Annotated in this window: 16 protein-coding genes and 1 pseudogene; 15 read left to right on the top strand and 2 right to left on the bottom strand. The window is 63.2% G+C overall.

Annotation, left to right across the window (positions count from 1 at the left end; genetic code table 11):
• Positions 1–698: pseudogene (locus CW267_RS27100) on the bottom strand (pyruvate:ferredoxin (flavodoxin) oxidoreductase); the annotation flags it as partial.
• A gap of 403 nt (positions 699–1,101) precedes the next feature.
• On the opposite strand from CW267_RS27100, the gene nifH reads away from it, so the two are divergent.
• The 14 genes from nifH to nifM all read left to right on the top strand — a co-directional run bounded on the left by nifH (position 1,102) and on the right by nifM (position 14,715).
• On the top strand, positions 1,102–1,983 hold the full coding sequence (gene nifH / locus CW267_RS27095) for a nitrogenase iron protein (RefSeq protein ID WP_004203553.1): 882 nt from the start codon (positions 1,102–1,104) through the stop codon (positions 1,981–1,983).
• 16 nt (positions 1,984–1,999) lie between these two features.
• Positions 2,000–3,448, top strand: coding sequence for a nitrogenase molybdenum-iron protein alpha chain (nifD, locus tag CW267_RS27090; RefSeq protein ID WP_012541112.1), 1,449 nt, complete (start codon positions 2,000–2,002; stop codon positions 3,446–3,448).
• Positions 3,449–3,503: 55 nt separating this feature from the next.
• Positions 3,504–5,066: a nitrogenase molybdenum-iron protein subunit beta gene (gene nifK / locus CW267_RS27085; protein ID WP_046622935.1), complete on the top strand. Its 1,563-nt coding sequence runs from the start codon at positions 3,504–3,506 to the stop codon at positions 5,064–5,066.
• Between the two features lie 39 nt (positions 5,067–5,105).
• Positions 5,106–5,324, top strand: coding sequence for a putative nitrogen fixation protein NifT (gene nifT / locus CW267_RS27080; protein ID WP_004203557.1), 219 nt, complete (start codon positions 5,106–5,108; stop codon positions 5,322–5,324).
• Between the two features lie 10 nt (positions 5,325–5,334).
• Entirely contained in the window at positions 5,335–5,997 is a 663-nt protein-coding gene (locus CW267_RS27075) for a NifB/NifX family molybdenum-iron cluster-binding protein (RefSeq protein ID WP_046622934.1), read from the top strand.
• 582 nt (positions 5,998–6,579) lie between these two features.
• A complete protein-coding gene (gene nifE / locus CW267_RS27070; protein WP_012541110.1) occupies positions 6,580–7,953 on the top strand; it encodes a nitrogenase iron-molybdenum cofactor biosynthesis protein NifE in 1,374 nt (457 codons plus the stop codon).
• 9 nt (positions 7,954–7,962) lie between these two features.
• Positions 7,963–9,348: a nitrogenase iron-molybdenum cofactor biosynthesis protein NifN gene (nifN, locus tag CW267_RS27065; protein ID WP_016161449.1), complete on the top strand. Its 1,386-nt coding sequence runs from the start codon at positions 7,963–7,965 to the stop codon at positions 9,346–9,348.
• A complete protein-coding gene (locus CW267_RS27060; RefSeq protein WP_043875006.1) occupies positions 9,335–9,805 on the top strand; it encodes a NifB/NifX family molybdenum-iron cluster-binding protein in 471 nt (156 codons plus the stop codon). Before nifN ends, CW267_RS27060 begins: the two co-directional genes overlap by 14 nt.
• Before the next feature lie 194 nt (positions 9,806–9,999).
• Positions 10,000–10,839 carry a Fe-S cluster assembly protein NifU gene (gene nifU / locus CW267_RS27055; protein ID WP_023340488.1) on the top strand — a complete coding sequence of 280 codons (840 nt, stop codon included), beginning with the start codon at positions 10,000–10,002 and terminating at the stop codon, positions 10,837–10,839.
• Between the two features lie 15 nt (positions 10,840–10,854).
• Positions 10,855–12,057 (top strand): cysteine desulfurase NifS, encoded by a 1,203-nt coding sequence (gene nifS / locus CW267_RS27050; RefSeq protein ID WP_023297938.1) that lies wholly within the window; start codon positions 10,855–10,857, stop codon positions 12,055–12,057.
• Between the two features lie 15 nt (positions 12,058–12,072).
• Complete coding sequence (gene nifV / locus CW267_RS27045; RefSeq protein ID WP_023322951.1) at positions 12,073–13,215, top strand: homocitrate synthase; 1,143 nt, start codon at positions 12,073–12,075, stop codon at positions 13,213–13,215.
• A 2-nt stretch (positions 13,216–13,217) separates the two neighbouring features.
• Positions 13,218–13,475 (top strand): nitrogenase-stabilizing/protective protein NifW, encoded by a 258-nt coding sequence (locus CW267_RS27040; RefSeq protein WP_100781503.1) that lies wholly within the window; start codon positions 13,218–13,220, stop codon positions 13,473–13,475.
• Positions 13,472–13,915: a nitrogen fixation protein NifZ gene (locus tag CW267_RS27035; protein WP_008804124.1), complete on the top strand. Its 444-nt coding sequence runs from the start codon at positions 13,472–13,474 to the stop codon at positions 13,913–13,915. Before CW267_RS27040 ends, CW267_RS27035 begins: the two co-directional genes overlap by 4 nt.
• Complete coding sequence (gene nifM, locus CW267_RS27030) at positions 13,915–14,715, top strand: nitrogen fixation protein NifM (protein WP_100781504.1); 801 nt, start codon at positions 13,915–13,917, stop codon at positions 14,713–14,715. Before CW267_RS27035 ends, nifM begins: the two co-directional genes overlap by 1 nt.
• 22 nt (positions 14,716–14,737) lie before the next feature.
• Here nifM and CW267_RS27025 read toward each other — a convergent pair whose 3' ends face one another.
• Entirely contained in the window at positions 14,738–15,268 is a 531-nt protein-coding gene (locus CW267_RS27025; protein WP_008804122.1) for a flavodoxin, read from the bottom strand.
• 319 nt (positions 15,269–15,587) lie between these two features.
• Between CW267_RS27025 and nifL the strand changes: the two genes are divergently transcribed.
• Positions 15,588–16,684, top strand: a 1,097-nt coding sequence (nifL, locus tag CW267_RS27020; RefSeq protein WP_101148677.1) for a nitrogen fixation negative regulator NifL, incomplete at its 3' end; no start/stop codon positions are given.

Here is a 16,684-nt window from a genome sequence, read left to right as displayed (position 1 = left end):
TTACCGGCCTCCCGCTCCTGGAAGTAGATATCCGGATTTTGCGCGGTGCCGCGGATCACCGGATGATCCGGGTGCAGCGCCTGCCGACGAAAGCGCTCCAGCGCCGGCCGGTCCAGCAGCGTCGCCAGTTGCTCATACGCCAGCACCTCAATCTTCTGTATTTCGTGCGAGGTGCGAAAGCCGTCGAAGAAGTTGATAAACGGGATCCGCCCGGCGATCGCCGCCAGGTGCGCCACCGCCGACAGGTCCATCACCTGCTGAACGTTATTCTCCACCAGCATGGCGCAGCCGGTCTGGCGTACCGCCATCACGTCCTGATGGTCGCCAAAAATATTCAGCGAATTGGTCGCCAGCGCCCGCGCGCTGACGTGAAAAACACCCGGCAGCAGTTCACCGGCAATTTTGTACAAATTGGGGATCATCAGCAGCAGCCCCTGCGACGCGGTGTAGGTGGTGGTGAGCGCTCCCGCCTGCAGCGCGCCGTGCACCGCCCCGGCGGCACCGGCTTCGGATTGCATTTCCATCAGGCGCACCGGCTGGCCAAACAGATTCTTTTTCCCCTTAGCGGCCCATTCATCGACATTTTCCGCCATCGGCGTGGAGGGGGTGATGGGGTAGATGGCCGCCACGTCGGTAAAGGCGTAGGAGATCCAGGCCGCCGCCGTGTTGCCATCCATTGTTTTCATGTTTCCGGACATCGTTCAATCCTCAAAGGTGAGCGTTCTCTTTACCGCGGCAGCCCGCGGCAAACCCTGTCACCTCTCCAAGCACAGCCTGTGCCAGCTCGCGAATTGCCGCCTGTCACTCATCAATTCAACAGGTTAAGGGAAGAAATGCGCAGGCCCGTCCGGCGGGATTGCGGGGAATAAGACACTGTGCGCGACAAGCTGTTGAACAGGTGACAAAGCGCCGCGCCGGGCCCGTGGCGGGAAATTGTTCTGTTTCGCACATTTGGTAGCGTTATTGTGCCGTTTGCTCAGCCTCCCGGCGCGGCTGCTTTACAAAAAACCATTATTTATCAAATAACTGAGCAAAAATTCGCAGCTGGTACGTTCCCTGCACTTCTCTGCTGGCAAACACTCAACAACAGGAGAAGTCACCATGACCATGCGTCAATGCGCTATCTACGGTAAAGGCGGTATCGGTAAATCCACCACCACCCAGAATCTCGTCGCGGCCCTCGCCGAGATGGGTAAGAAAGTGATGATCGTCGGCTGCGATCCGAAAGCGGACTCCACCCGTCTGATCCTTCACGCTAAAGCCCAGAACACCATCATGGAGATGGCGGCGGAAGTGGGCTCGGTCGAGGATCTGGAGCTCGAAGACGTTCTGCAAATCGGCTATGGCGATGTCCGTTGCGCCGAATCCGGCGGCCCGGAGCCAGGCGTCGGCTGCGCCGGACGCGGGGTGATCACCGCCATCAACTTCCTCGAGGAAGAAGGCGCCTATGAAGAAGATTTGGATTTCGTCTTCTATGACGTCCTCGGCGACGTGGTCTGCGGCGGCTTCGCTATGCCGATCCGCGAAAACAAAGCCCAGGAGATCTACATCGTCTGCTCCGGCGAGATGATGGCGATGTATGCCGCCAACAATATCTCCAAGGGGATCGTGAAGTACGCCAAATCCGGCAAGGTGCGCCTCGGCGGCCTGATCTGTAACTCACGCAAAACCGACCGGGAAGACGAACTGATCATCGCCCTGGCGGAGAAGCTTGGCACGCAGATGATCCACTTCGTTCCCCGCGACAACATTGTGCAGCGCGCGGAGATCCGCCGGATGACGGTGATCGAGTACGACCCGACCTGTCAGCAGGCGAATGAATATCGTCAACTGGCGCAGAAGATCGTCAATAACACCAAAAAAGTGGTGCCGACGCCGTGCACCATGGACGAGCTGGAATCGCTGCTGATGGAGTTCGGCATCATGGAAGAAGAAGACACCAGCATCATTGGTAAAACCGCCGCTGAAGAAAACGCGGCCTGAGCACAGGATCCTCACCATGACTAACGCAACAGGCGAACGTAACCTTGCGCTCATCCAGGAAGTCCTGGAGGTGTTTCCCGAAACCGCGCGCAAAGAGCGCAGAAAGCACATGATGATCAGCGATCCGCAGATGGAGAGCGTCGGCAAGTGCATTATCTCGAACCGTAAATCGCAGCCCGGGGTGATGACCGTGCGTGGCTGCGCCTATGCGGGCTCGAAAGGGGTGGTGTTTGGGCCAATCAAAGACATGGCCCATATCTCGCACGGCCCCATCGGCTGCGGCCAGTACTCGCGCGCCGGACGGCGCAACTACTATACCGGCGTCAGCGGTGTCGACAGCTTCGGCACCCTGAACTTCACCTCTGATTTTCAGGAGCGCGATATTGTTTTCGGCGGCGATAAAAAGCTGACCAAACTGATCGAAGAGATGGAGCTGCTGTTCCCGCTGACCAAAGGGATCACCATCCAGTCGGAGTGCCCGGTGGGCCTGATCGGCGATGACATCAGCGCCGTGGCCAACGCCAGCAGCAAGGCGCTGGATAAACCGGTGATCCCGGTGCGCTGCGAAGGCTTTCGCGGCGTATCGCAATCGCTGGGCCACCATATCGCCAACGACGTGGTGCGCGACTGGGTGCTGAACAATCGCGAAGGGCAGCCGTTTGCCAGCACCCCGTATGATGTTGCCATCATTGGCGATTACAACATCGGTGGCGACGCCTGGGCCTCGCGCATTCTGCTGGAAGAGATGGGGCTGCGCGTAGTGGCGCAGTGGTCCGGCGACGGCACCCTGGTGGAGATGGAGAACACCCCATTCGTTAAGCTTAACCTCGTCCACTGCTACCGTTCGATGAACTATATCGCCCGCCATATGGAGGAGAAACATCAGATCCCGTGGATGGAATATAACTTCTTCGGCCCGACCAAAATCGCCGAATCGCTGCGCAAGATCGCCGATCAATTTGATGACACCATTCGCGCCAATGCGGAAGCGGTGATCGCCAAATATGAGGGGCAGATGGCGGCCATCATCGCCAAATATCGCCCGCGGCTGGAGGGGCGCAAAGTGCTGCTGTACATGGGGGGGCTACGGCCGCGCCACGTCATCGGCGCCTATGAGGATCTCGGGATGGAGATCATCGCCGCCGGCTACGAGTTTGCCCATAACGATGATTACGACCGCACCCTGCCGGACCTGAAAGAGGGCACCCTGCTGTTTGACGATGCCAGCAGCTATGAGCTGGAGGCCTTCGTCAAAGCGCTGAAACCTGACCTCATCGGCTCCGGGATCAAAGAGAAATATATCTTCCAGAAAATGGGGGTGCCGTTCCGCCAGATGCACTCCTGGGACTATTCCGGCCCCTATCACGGCTATGACGGCTTCGCCATCTTTGCCCGCGATATGGATATGACCCTGAACAATCCGGCGTGGAACGAACTGACTGCCCCGTGGCTGAAGTCTGCGTGATTGCCCCTTCACTGTCCCGTCAGTCCACCGATTTGTGGCGCGGGAGGAGAACACCATGAGCCAAACGATCGATAAAATTCACAGCTGTTATCCGCTGTTTGAACAGGATGAATACCAGACCCTGTTCCAGAATAAAAAGACCCTTGAAGAGGCGCACGACGCGCAGCGTGTGCAGGAGGTTTTTGCCTGGACCACCACCGCCGAGTATGAAGCGCTGAACTTCCAGCGCGAGGCGCTGACCGTCGACCCGGCCAAAGCCTGCCAGCCGCTCGGCGCCGTACTCTGCGCGCTGGGGTTCGCCGGCACCCTGCCCTACGTGCACGGCTCCCAGGGCTGCGTCGCCTATTTTCGCACCTACTTTAACCGCCATTTTAAAGAGCCTGTCGCCTGCGTCTCCGACTCCATGACCGAGGACGCGGCGGTGTTCGGCGGCAACAACAACATGAATCTGGGCCTGCAGAATGCCAGCGCGCTGTATAAACCCGAGATTATCGCCGTCTCCACCACCTGTATGGCCGAGGTGATCGGCGACGATCTGCAGGCGTTTATCGCCAACGCCAAAAAAGAGGGATTTGTTGACGACAGCATCGCCATTCCTTACGCCCATACCCCCAGCTTTATCGGCAGCCATGTCACCGGCTGGGACAATATGTTTGAAGGGTTCGCGAAGACCTTTACCGCTGACTACGCCGGGCTGCCGGGCAAACAGCAAAAGCTCAATCTGGTGACCGGATTTGAGACCTATCTCGGCAACTTCCGCGTGCTGAAGCGGATGATGGCGCAGATGGATGTCCCGTGCAGCCTGCTCTCCGACCCATCAGAGGTGCTCGACACCCCCGCCGACGGCCATTACCGGATGTACGCCGGCGGCACCAGCCAGCAGGAGATCAAAACCGCGCCGGACGCCATTGACACCCTGCTGCTGCAGCCGTGGCAGCTGGTGAAAAGCAAAAAGGTGGTTCAGGAGATGTGGAACCAGCCCGCCACCGAGGTGGCCGTTCCGCTGGGCCTGGCCGCCACCGACGCCCTGCTAATGACCGTCAGTCAGCTGACCGGCAAACCGATCGCCGACGCTCTGACTCTGGAGCGCGGCCGGCTGGTCGACATGATGCTGGATTCCCACACCTGGCTGCATGGCAAAAAATTCGGCCTCTACGGCGATCCGGATTTCGTGATGGGGCTGACGCGCTTCCTGCTGGAGCTGGGCTGCGAGCCGACGGTGATCCTCAGCCATAACGCCAATAAACGCTGGCAAAAAGCGATGAAGAAAATGCTTGATGCCTCGCCGTACGGTCAGGAAAGCGAAGTGTTCATCAACTGCGACCTGTGGCACTTCCGGTCGCTGATGTTCACCCGTCAGCCGGACTTTATGATCGGTAACTCCTACGGCAAGTTTATCCAGCGCGATACCCTGGCAAAGGGCAAAGCTTTCGAAGTGCCGCTGATCCGTCTGGGCTTTCCGCTGTTCGACCGCCATCATCTGCACCGCCAGACCACCTGGGGCTATGAAGGCGCAATGAACATCGTCACGACGCTGGTGAACGCCGTGCTGGAAAAACTGGACCACGACACCAGCCAGTTGGGCAAAACCGATTACAGCTTCGACCTCGTTCGTTAACCATCAGGCGCCCCGCCGCAGGCGGGGCCAGGAGGGAGTATGCCCATCGTGATTTTCCGTGAGCGCGGCGAGGCGCTGTATGCCTATATCGCCAAACAGGATCTGGAGGCCCGGGTGCTCCAGGTCGAACATGACGAGACGGACCGCTGGGGCGGCGCGATTGCCCTCGAAGGGGGACGTCGCTACTACGTCAATCCGCAGCCGGGGCGACCCGTCTTCCCGATAAGCCTGCGCGCCACTCGCAGCACGCTGCTATAAGGAGCTGGAAATGTCCGACAACGATACCCTTTTCTGGCGTCTGCTGGCGCTGTTCCAGACGCTGCCGGAGCTGCAGCCGGTGCAAGTCGTCGACTGGCTGGCGCAGGAGTGCGGCGAAACGTTGACCCCGGCACGGTTAACCACCCTGACGCAGCCTCAGCTGGCCGCCAGCTTTCCTTCGGCGACGGCGGTGATGTCCCCGGCCCGCTGGGCGCGGGTCATCGCCTGCCTGCAGGGGGTGCTGCCCGGCTATTTGCGCATCGCCCGCCCCCCTCAGCGAACGCCGCAGCTGCGGGTCGCTTTTTGCTCGCAGGATGGCCTGGCCATCAATGGTCATTTTGGCCAGAACCGGCTGTTTTTTATCTATGCCTTCGATGACCAGGGCGGCTGGCTGGCGGATCTGCGCCGCTATGCGTCTTCTTCTGCGGCGTCGGACGCCAGCGAGATGCGCGCCAGGCTGCTGGAGGATTGCCATCTGCTGTTTTGTCAGGAGATTGGCGGGCCTGCCGCCGCGAGGTTGATCCGCCATCAAATCCATCCGATGAAAGCGCCGCCGGGCACGACGATTCAGGCTCAGTGCGACGCGGTGAGCGCGATGCTGGCCGGTCGGCTGCCGCCGTGGCTGGCGAAGCGCCTCAACCGGGATAACCCTCTGGAGGAACGTGTTTTTTAATCGTTGCGTTTTGCTTGTTGCCCGCCGACCCCGCGGGCCTTTTTTTGCCCCCGCAGGGAACATTCTTTCAGCAAGGCAAGCGCCGCAGGACAGGGACAAAAGTAACAGCCGGGGGTTGGGCGCATCAGGAAAATTGGCGAGAACGCAGGCGCGCATCCAGGACTGGCCGCCAGGACGGCGGCCAGAGGGCGGTCGAGACAAGGATGTCGAGTCCGCCCGTTCCGCCAGATGAAGCCGGAGTGGAGCGGACCGCGCAGCGGCAATTTTCAGCGCCATGCTGGGGGTCATGGGGGGCGGGCGAAACGCCCCCCATGCCGTTCACCCGCAGAGGGCGCAATGAAATAGTGAGGAAGGTCGGTGAACGGAATATTCCACCTTATCGACCCTTCCCGTCATTCGCCAATATGCGGCAATACTGTCGCGGTAAATCCAGTTATCAGCGCGATAAATCATGCCTTCCCCCTGTTTGATTGTTGCCTTTGTCGCAAAACCCACAACCCTTTTCCCTTAAAAATCAACCTCCCTCTCCCTGGAGCGCGAATTGCATCACCTCTCCGGTCTCCCACCGTCAACGAGGTCACTATGAAGGGAAAGGAAATTCTGGCGCTGCTGGACGAACCCGCCTGCGAGCACAACCAGAAGCAAAAATCCGGCTGCAGCGCTCCTAAGCCCGGCGCAACCGCCGGCGGCTGCGCCTTCGACGGCGCGCAGATAACGCTCCTGCCCATCGCCGACGTCGCGCACCTGGTGCACGGCCCCATCGGCTGCGCGGGCAGCTCGTGGGATAACCGCGGCAGCGTCAGCGCCGGCCCGGCCCTCAACCGGCTCGGCTTTACCACCGATCTTAACGAACAGGATGTGATTATGGGCCGCGGCGAACGCCGCCTGTTCCACGCCGTCCGTCACATCGTCGACCGCTATCATCCGGCGGCGGTCTTTATCTACAACACCTGCGTACCGGCGATGGAGGGGGATGACCTGGAGGCCGTCTGCCAGGCCGCACAGACCGCCACCGGCGTCCCGGTCATCGCCATTGACGCCGCCGGTTTCTACGGCAGTAAAAATCTTGGCAACCGAATGGCGGGCGACGTGATGCTCAGGCAGGTGATTGGCCAGCGCGAACCGGCCCCGTGGCCAGACAACACACCCTTTGCCCCGGCCCAGCGCCACGATATCGGCCTGATTGGCGAATTCAATATCGCCGGCGAGTTCTGGCAGGTCCAGCCGCTGCTCGACGAGCTGGGGATCCGCGTCCTCGGCAGCCTCTCCGGCGACGGCCGCTTTGCCGAGATCCAGACCCTGCACCGGGCGCAGGCCAATATGCTGGTGTGCTCGCGTGCGCTGATCAACGTCGCCCGGGGGCTGGAGCTGCGCTACGGCACGCCGTGGTTTGAAGGCAGCTTCTACGGGATCCGCGCCACCTCCGACGCCTTGCGCCAGCTGGCGACGCTGCTGGGGGATGACGACCTGCGCCGCCGCACCGACGCGCTAATCGCCCGCGAAGAGCAGGCGGCGGAGCAGGCCCTGGCGCCTTGGCGCGAGCAGCTCCGCGGGCGCAAAGTGCTGCTCTATACCGGCGGCGTGAAATCCTGGTCGGTGGTCTCGGCCCTGCAGGATCTCGGCATGACCGTGGTGGCCACCGGCACGCGGAAATCCACGGAGGAGGACAAACAGCGGATCCGTGAGCTGATGGGCGACGAGGCGGTGATGCTTGAGGAGGGCAATGCCCGCACCCTGCTCGACGTGGTGTACCGCTATCAGGCCGACCTGATGATCGCCGGCGGACGCAATATGTACACCGCCTGGAAAGCCCGGCTGCCGTTTCTCGATATCAATCAGGAGCGCGAGCACGCCTACGCCGGCTATCAGGGCATCATCACCCTCGCCCGCCAGCTCTGTCTGACCCTCGCCAGCCCCGTCTGGCCGCAAACGCATACCCGCGCCCCGTGGCGCTAGGAGAACACCATGGCAGACATTATCCGCAGTGAAAAACCGCTGGCGGTGAGCCCGATTAAAACCGGGCAACCGCTCGGGGCGATCCTCGCCAGCCTCGGGCTGGCCCAGGCCATCCCGCTGGTCCACGGCGCCCAGGGCTGCAGCGCCTTCGCCAAAGTTTTCTTTATTCAGCATTTCCATGACCCGGTGCCGCTGCAGTCGACGGCTATGGATCCGACCGCCACGATCATGGGGGCCGACGGCAATATCTTCACCGCGCTCGACACCCTCTGCCAGCGCCACAGCCCGCAGGCCATCGTGCTGCTCAGCACCGGTCTGGCGGAAGCGCAGGGCAGCGATATCGCCCGGGTGGTGCGCCAGTTTCGTGAGGCGCATCCGCGCCATAACGGCGTGGCGATCCTCACCGTCAATACCCCGGATTTTTTTGGCTCGATGGAAAACGGCTACAGCGCGGTGATCGAGAGCGTGATCGAGCAGTGGGTCGCGCCGACGCCGCGTCCGGGGCAGCGGCCCCGGCGGGTCAACCTGCTGGTCAGCCACCTCTGTTCGCCAGGGGATATCGAATGGCTGGGCCGCTGCGTGGAGGCCTTTGGCCTGCAGCCGGTGATCCTGCCGGACCTCTCGCAGTCAATGGATGGCCACCTCGGTGAAGGGGATTTTACGCCCCTGACCCAGGGCGGCGCCTCGCTGCGCCAGATTGCCCAGATGGGCCAGAGTCTGGGCAGCTTCGCCATTGGCGTGTCGCTCCAGCGGGCGGCATCGCTCCTGACCCAACGCAGCCGCGGCGACGTGATCGCCCTGCCGCATCTGATGACCCTCGACCATTGCGATACCTTTATCCATCAGCTGGCGAAGATGTCCGGACGCCGCGTACCGGCCTGGATTGAGCGCCAGCGTGGCCAGCTGCAGGATGCGATGATCGACTGCCATATGTGGCTTCAGGGCCAGCGCATGGCGATGGCGGCGGAGGGCGACCTGCTGGCGGCGTGGTGTGATTTCGCCCGCAGCCAGGGGATGCAGCCCGGCCCGCTGGTCGCCCCCACCAGCCACCCCAGCCTGCGCCAGCTGCCGGTCGATCAGGTCGTGCCGGGGGATCTTGAGGATCTGCAGCAGCTGCTGAGCCACCACCCCGCCGATCTGCTGGTGGCTAACTCTCACGCCCGCGATCTGGCGGAGCAGTTTGCCCTGCCGCTGATCCGCGTCGGTTTTCCCCTCTTCGACCGGCTCGGTGAGTTTCGTCGCGTCCGCCAGGGGTACGCCGGTATGCGAGATACGCTGTTTGAGCTGGCCAATCTGCTGCGCGACCGCCATCACCACACCGCCCTCTACCACTCGCCGCTTCGCCAGGGCGCCGCTCCCCAGCCGGCTTCAGGAGACGCTTATGCCGCCCATTAACCGTCAGTTTGATATGGTCCACGCCGACGAGTGGTCGATGAAAGTCGCCTTCGCCAGCTCCGATTACCGCCACGTCGATCAGCATTTCGGCGCCACGCCGCGGCTGGTGGTCTACGGCGTCAAAGCCGACCGGGTCACCCTGCTGCGGGTGGTGGAGTTCCCGGTCGCCAGCGGTCACCAGACCGAGAAGATAGCCGAGCGCATCCATGCCCTTGAGGATTGCGTCACCCTGTTCTGCGTGGCGATTGGCGATGCGGTTTTTCGCCAGCTGCTGCAGGTGGGCGTCCGCGCCGAACGCGTCCCAGACCAGACCACCATCCTCGGCTTGCTGCAGGAGATCCAACTCTCCTGGTATGAAAAAGCGCAGCGCCGCAGCGCGCGGCAACGCGATCCGCAGCGCTTTAACCGCCTGCTGGAGGAGCCGGCGTGGCGGGAGGAGCCCGACCCGCTCCCCTGATCCTGTCGTTTATGTGACAAAGCCCACAAAACGCCACAACAGTGTCGGCCCTGTCGGGGGCGCTTAACCCGTCAGGTCATTAACAAATAAGGTTTTTATGCGTTGGTATCGCAATTGCTTGGGGGTCAGTACCACCGCCAGTCTGCGGTGTACCGCGCCCCGGCGTTTTCGTCATCATCCCTGGAGCTGACAGCATGTGGAACTACTCCGAGAAAGTGAAAGACCATTTTTTTCATCCCCGCAACGCGCGCGTGGTCGACAACGCCAACGCGGTGGGCGATGTGGGTTCATTAAGCTGCGGCGATGCGCTGCGCCTGATGCTGCGGGTTGATCCGCAGACCGAGATCATCGAGGAGGCGGGCTTCCAGACCTTCGGCTGCGGCAGCGCCATCGCCTCCTCTTCCGCGCTGACGGAGCTGATTATCGGCCACACCCTGACCGAAGCCGGGCAGATCACCAACCAGCAGATCGCCGACTACCTCGACGGTCTGCCGCCGGAAAAAATGCACTGCTCGGTGATGGGCCAGGAAGCGCTGCGTGCGGCCATCGCCCATTTTCGCGGCGAAAGCCTTGAGGAGGAGCATGAGGAGGGCAAGCTGATCTGTAAGTGCTTCGGCGTCGACGAAGGGCATATTCGCCGGGCCGTGGTGAACAACGGCCTGACCACCCTCGAAGAAGTGATCAACTACACCAAAGCCGGCGGCGGCTGCACCGCCTGCCATGAAAAAATTGAGCTGGCGCTGGCGGCGATCCTCGCCCAACAGCCGCCAGCCCCCCTGCCGGTGGAGACGGCCCACGATGCGCACTGGCAAAGCGTGGTCGATACCATCAACGAACTGCGCCCGCACATTCAGGCCGACGGCGGCGACATGACGTTGCTCAACGTCACCCCGCGTCAGGTGACCGTCAGCCTCTCCGGCAGCTGCAGCGGCTGCATGATGACCGACATGACCCTCGCCTGGCTGCAGCAAAAGCTGATGGAGCGTACCGGAACTTACATGGACGTGGTGGCGGCCCCGGCCGCGGTTAACTAACCCAAGGGGGATACGATGAAACCTGTTTATCTCGATAACAACGCCACCACCCGTCTCGACCCGATGGTTCTCGACGCGATGATGCCCTTTTTAACCGACTTTTACGGCAACCCTTCGTCGATACACGATTTTGGTCTGCCGGCGCAGGCGGCCCTTGAACGGGCGCACCAGCAGGTGGCCGCCCTGCTCGGGGCCGACTACCCCAGCGAGATCATCTTTACCTCCTGCGCCACCGAGGCCACCACCACCGCTATCGCCTCGGCGGTGGCCCTGATGCCGGAGCGGCGCGAAATCATCACCAGCGCGGTCGAACATCCCGCCACCCTGGCGGTGTGCGAACAGCTGGAGCGCCAGGGATACCTGATCCACCGTATCGCCGTGGATCAGCAGGGCGCCCTGGATATGGCGCAATTTCGGGCGGCGCTTAGCCCGCGCGTGGCGCTGGTCAGCATCATGTGGGCCAATAACGAAACCGGCGTCATGTTCCCGGTGCCCGAACTGGCGGAGCTGGCTCATGAGCAGGGCGCGCTGTTTCACTGCGACGCGGTGCAGGTGGTGGGCAAAATCCCGATGGCGCTCAGCCAGACGCGGATCGATATGCTCTCCTGCTCGGCGCATAAATTCCACGGTCCCAAAGGGGTGGGCTGCCTCTGGCTGCGGCGGGGAACGCGTTTTCGCCCGCTACTGCGCGGCGGCCACCAGGCGCATGGCCGGCGGGCCGGTACGGAAAATATCAGCGGCATTGTCGGAATGGGCGCCGCCAGCGAGCTGGCGCAGGTTCATCTGCCGGGCATGGCGCAGATTAGCCAACTGCGCGATCGTCTTGAACAACATCTCCAGGCCACTATCCCGGCGGTGACGGTGATGGGCGGCAGCCAGCCGCGGGTGCCCGGCACTCTCAATCTGGCCTTCGAGTGTATCGAGGGCGAGGCAATCCTGCTGCTGATGAATCAGGCCGGGATCGCCGCCTCCAGCGGCAGCGCCTGCACCTCCGGCTCGCTGGAGCCGTCGCACGTCATGCGGGCAATGAATATCCCCTACACTGCGGCCCACGGCACCATCCGCTTCTCCCTCTCACGCTATACCCGGGAAAAAGAGATCGACTACGTCATCGCCACCCTGCCGTCGGTTATCGACCGGCTGCGCGCCCTGTCGCCCTACTGGCGACAGGGTCAGCCGCACCTGCAGGATGGCGCCTTCACACCGGTCTACGGCTAAGGCGGGGAGACAATGATGGGACGCGTACTGATTAACGACACTACCCTGCGCGATGGTGAACAGAGTCCCGGCGTGGCCTTTCAGGCCAGCGAAAAGATCGCCATCGCCGAGGCGCTGTACGCGGCGGGGGTCGAGGCCATGGAGGTCGGCACCCCGGCGATGGGCGAGGAGGAGTGCGCCCGCATCCGGCAGGTGCGCCGTCAGCTCCCGGGCGCCACGCTGATGACCTGGTGCCGGATGCAGGCGGGAGAAATTCGCCAGAGCGCCGACCTGGGCATGGACTGGGTGGATATCTCCATCCCCGCCTCCGACAAGCTGCGGCAGTACAAACTGCGCGAAGGCTTACCGCTGCTGCTGGAGCGGCTGGCGGCCCTGATCCACCTCGCCCACACCCTTGGCCTGAAGGTCTGCATTGGCTGTGAGGACGCCTCGCGAGCCAGCGACGCGACGCTGCAGGACATTGCCCGCCTGGCCCGGGAGGCGGGAGCCACCCGTCTGCGCTATGCCGATACCGTCGGTATCCTCGACCCGTTCACTACCGCGGCGCAGATCGCCGCCCTGCGCCGCGTCTGGCCCGGCGAACTCGAGATGCACGCCCATAACGATCTGGGCCTGGCTACCGCCAACACCCTGGCGGCGGTGCGCGCCGGGGCCACCAGCGTGAACACCACCGTGCTGGGCCTGGGCGAACGCGCGGGCAACGCGGCGCTGGAGACCGTGGCGCTCGGACTGGAGCGCTGCCTGGAGGTCAAGACCGGCGTGCGTTTCACCGCCCTGCCGGCGCTGTGCGAACAGGTGGCCCTCGCCACCCGCCGCCCGGTGGACCCCCAGCAGCCGCTGGTGGGCGAGCTGGTCTTTACCCACGAATCCGGCGTACATGTTGCGGCGCTGCTGCGCGACAGCGAGAGCTATCAGGCGATCGACCCCGCCCTGCTGGGCCGCGGCTATCGGCTGGTGCTGGGCAAACACTCCGGTCGCCAGGCGGTTAACGGCGTCTTCGATCGGATGGGTTATCACCTGACATCAGCGCAAATTGACCAGCTGCTGCCAGCGCTCCGTCGCTTTGCCGAAAACGGCAAACGCAGCCCGCGGGATGATGAGCTGGCGGCAATCTACCACGCGCTCTGCAGCGCCGAAACGCTGCAGGCCAGGGGGTGAGTATGGAGTGGTTTTATCAGATCCCCGGCGTGGGCGACCTGTGCTCCGCCGATGCGTTCTTTCAGTTTTTCGCCGTTCCCTACCAGCCCGAGCGCCTGGCGTACTGCAGCCTGCCGGTGCTGGCCACCTTTCACCGCAAGCTGAAGGCGGAAGTGCCTCTGCTCAACCAGCTGGAGGATAACCCGCGCGCGCACTGGCTGCTGGCGCGCCGACTGCTGGCGGAGAGTTATCAGCAACAGTTCGAGGAGAACACGCCATGAGACCCCGATTTACCTTTAGCGAAGCGGTCCGCGTCGTGCGCGCCATCCGTAACGATGGCACCTATGCGGGCCTGCCGTCCGGCGCCCTGCTGGTGCGCCGGGGCAGCATCGGCTATGTCCGCGACTGGGGAGTATTCTTGCAGGACCAGATCATCTACCAGATCCACTTCCCGGACTGCGACCGGGTGGTCGGCTGTCGCGAACAGGAGCTGATTGCCGGCGATCGGCCCTGGCTGGCCGGCAATCTGCAGTATGGCGATAGCGTAATCTGTCAGACGGCGCTGGCGATGCAGGGCGAGATGGTGGTCAGCGTCGGTCAGTTGGGGCGCATCGAAGCCACCGGCCGGGGCGAGCATGGCGACGGCTATATCGTCGACTTCGGCGGCCGCTGGTTCCAGGTCCCGGTAAGCGCGCTGGCGCTGGCAGAGGAGGAAGAATAATGGAGCCATGGCAACGATTTGGCCGGCAGCGGCTGGCGCAGAGCCGCTGGAACTGCGAGCCGGCGGCCATCGACGCGGTCGACCGGCAGGCCTTCGAGGCGGCCTGGCAGCGCCAGGCCCAGATGGAGCAGCTCATTGTCGCCCAGATTGCGCCGGAGGCGATCCCCGCCGCGCTGCTGGAGGGCCTCGCCACTTCGCTGGGCGCCTGGCTGGATGAGGGAGGATTTACGCCAGCGGAGCGGGCGGCGATCGTCCTGCACCACGCCCGGCTGGAAACCGCCTTCGCCGGGATTGCCAGCCAGGCGCCGCGGCCGGATCCCGCCACGGTGCAGGCCTGGTATCTGCGGCATCAGGCGCAGTTTATGCGCCCGGAACAGCGTCTGACCCGCCATCTGCTGCTCACCGTCGATGGCGACGACCAGGCGGTTTACTCGCGCATACGGGAGCTTCATGGGCAAATCGAAGCCTCTCGCGAGGCGTTTGCGCCGCTGGCCCAGCGACACTCCCACTGCCCGAGCGCGCTGGACGGCGGACTGCTGGGGTGGATCGGCCGGGGGCTGCTCTATCCGCAGCTGGAGGAGGCGCTGTTTGCGCTGGCGGAAAATGCGCTGAGCGCGCCGGTGGCCAGTGAGCTCGGCTGGCATCTGATCTGGTGTGAGGCCATTCGCCCTGCCGCGCCGATGACGCCTGAGCAGGCGCAGGAAAGCGCCCGCGATTACCTCAGTCAACAGAGCCAGCGCCGCCACCAGCGCCAGTGGCTGGCCGAGATGCTAGCGCGCCAGCCGGGGCTGTGCGGGTAGCCGACAGGCTACCCGCCATCGCCTACAGCAGATGCGGTTTAATCTCCTCAAGCCAGGTCGCCAGCCGCGCGTCGGTCTCGTCGAACTGGTTATCCTGATCCAGCACCAGTCCGACAAAGCGATCCCCCTCCAGCGCCGATGAGGCGCTGAACTCATACCCCTCGTTCGGCCAGCTGCCGATCATCGTCGCCCCGCGGGCACGCAGGGCGTCGTACAGCGGCCGCAGCCCGCTGGCGAAGTTATCCGGATAGCCACGCTGATCGCCGAGGCCAAACAGCGCCACCGTTTTCCCCTGCAGGCTAACGTCGCCGAGGTTGCGGATAAACTCGGCCCACGACTCGCTCTCGCCCCCGGCCTCGAGGCCCGGCAGCTGGCCGTCGCCCAGCGTCGGCGTCCCCAACAGCAGGGCCGGGTAGGCCAGCAGGTCCGCCAGCGTGGCGCGGTTAATATTGACCGGGGCGGCGGCGGCCTCCCCCAGCTGCTTGTGGATCATTTTCGCGATCTTGCGGGTTTTACCGGTATCGGTACCAAAGAAAATGCCAATGTTCGCCATAGTACGCTCCTGTCGGAATGGTGTTGAAAAAAGGAATGACGACAGAGGTATTGCGAAGGCTATGCCAGGTTGCCCTGCACCGTAACGGCCCATCCCTGCCCCATCAGGATCGCTTCGCCTCACGATGCCGCGCGCCAAAGGCGCACCCGGCGGGGCGAAAGGTAAAAATCCGTGAATTTTCCCCCTGTCGGATCAATGTTTCGCGTGGTCGTTCCGATAAGGGCGCACACTTTGCATGGTTATCCAGGTTCGGCTTACCCCGCCGCGTTTCGCGCACGGTGTCGGACAATTTGTCATAACTGCGACACAGGAGTTTGCGATGACCCTGAATATGATGCTCGATAACGCCGCACCGGAGGCCATCGCCGGCGCGCTGACTCAACAACATCCGGGGCTGTTTTTTACCATGGTGGAACAGGCCTCGGTGGCCATATCCCTCACCGATGCCAGCGCCAGGATCATTTACGCCAACCCGGCGTTTTGCCGCCAGACCGGCTATTCGCTGGCGCAATTGTTAAACCAGAACCCGCGCCTGCTGGCCAGCAGCCAGACGCCGCGCGCGATCTATCAGGAGATGTGGCATACCCTGCTCCAGCGTCAGCCCTGGCGCGGTCAGCTGATTAATCAGCGTCGGGACGGCGGCCTGTACCTGGTGGAGATTGACATCACCCCGGTGCTCAGCCCGCAGGGGGAACTGGAGCATTATCTGGCGATGCAGCGGGATATCAGCGTCAGCTACACCCTCGAACAGCGGCTGCGCAACCATATGACCCTGATGGAGGCGGTGCTGAATAATATCCCCGCCGCCGTGGTAGTGGTGGACGAGCAGGATCGGGTGGTGATGGACAACCTCGCCTACAAAACCTTCTGCGCTGACTGCGGCGGCCGGGAGCTGCTCACCGAGCTGCAGGTCTCCCCTGGCCGGATGACGCCCGGCGTGGAGGCGATCCTGCCGGTAGCGCTGCGCGGGGCCGCGCGCTGGCTGTCGGTAACCTGCTGGCCGTTACCCGGCGTTAGTGAAGAGGCCAGCCGCTACTTTATCGACAGCGCGCTGGCGCGGACCCTGGTGGTGATCGCCGACTGTACCCAGCAACGTCAGCAGCAGGAGCAAGGACGCCTTGACCGGCTGAAGCAGCAAATGACCGCCGGCAAGCTGCTGGCGGCGATCCGCGAGTCGCTGGACGCCGCGCTGATCCAGCTGAACTGCCCGATTAATATGCTGGCGGCAGCCCGTCGGCTGAACGGCGAGGGAAGCGGGAATGTGGCGCTGGAGGCCGCCTGGCGTGAAGGGGAAGAGGCGATGGCGCGGCTCCAGCGCTGTCGCCCATCGCTGGAACTCGAAAACCCCGCCGTCTGGCCGCTGCAGCCCTTTTTCGACGATCTGTGCGCCCTCTACCGTACCCGCTTCGATCCCGA

Source organism: Klebsiella sp. X1-16S-Nf21 (genome assembly GCF_002837615.1).
Lineage (GTDB): Bacteria > Pseudomonadota > Gammaproteobacteria > Enterobacterales > Enterobacteriaceae > Klebsiella > Klebsiella variicola.
This window is presented reverse-complemented; position numbering and strand designations above follow the sequence as displayed.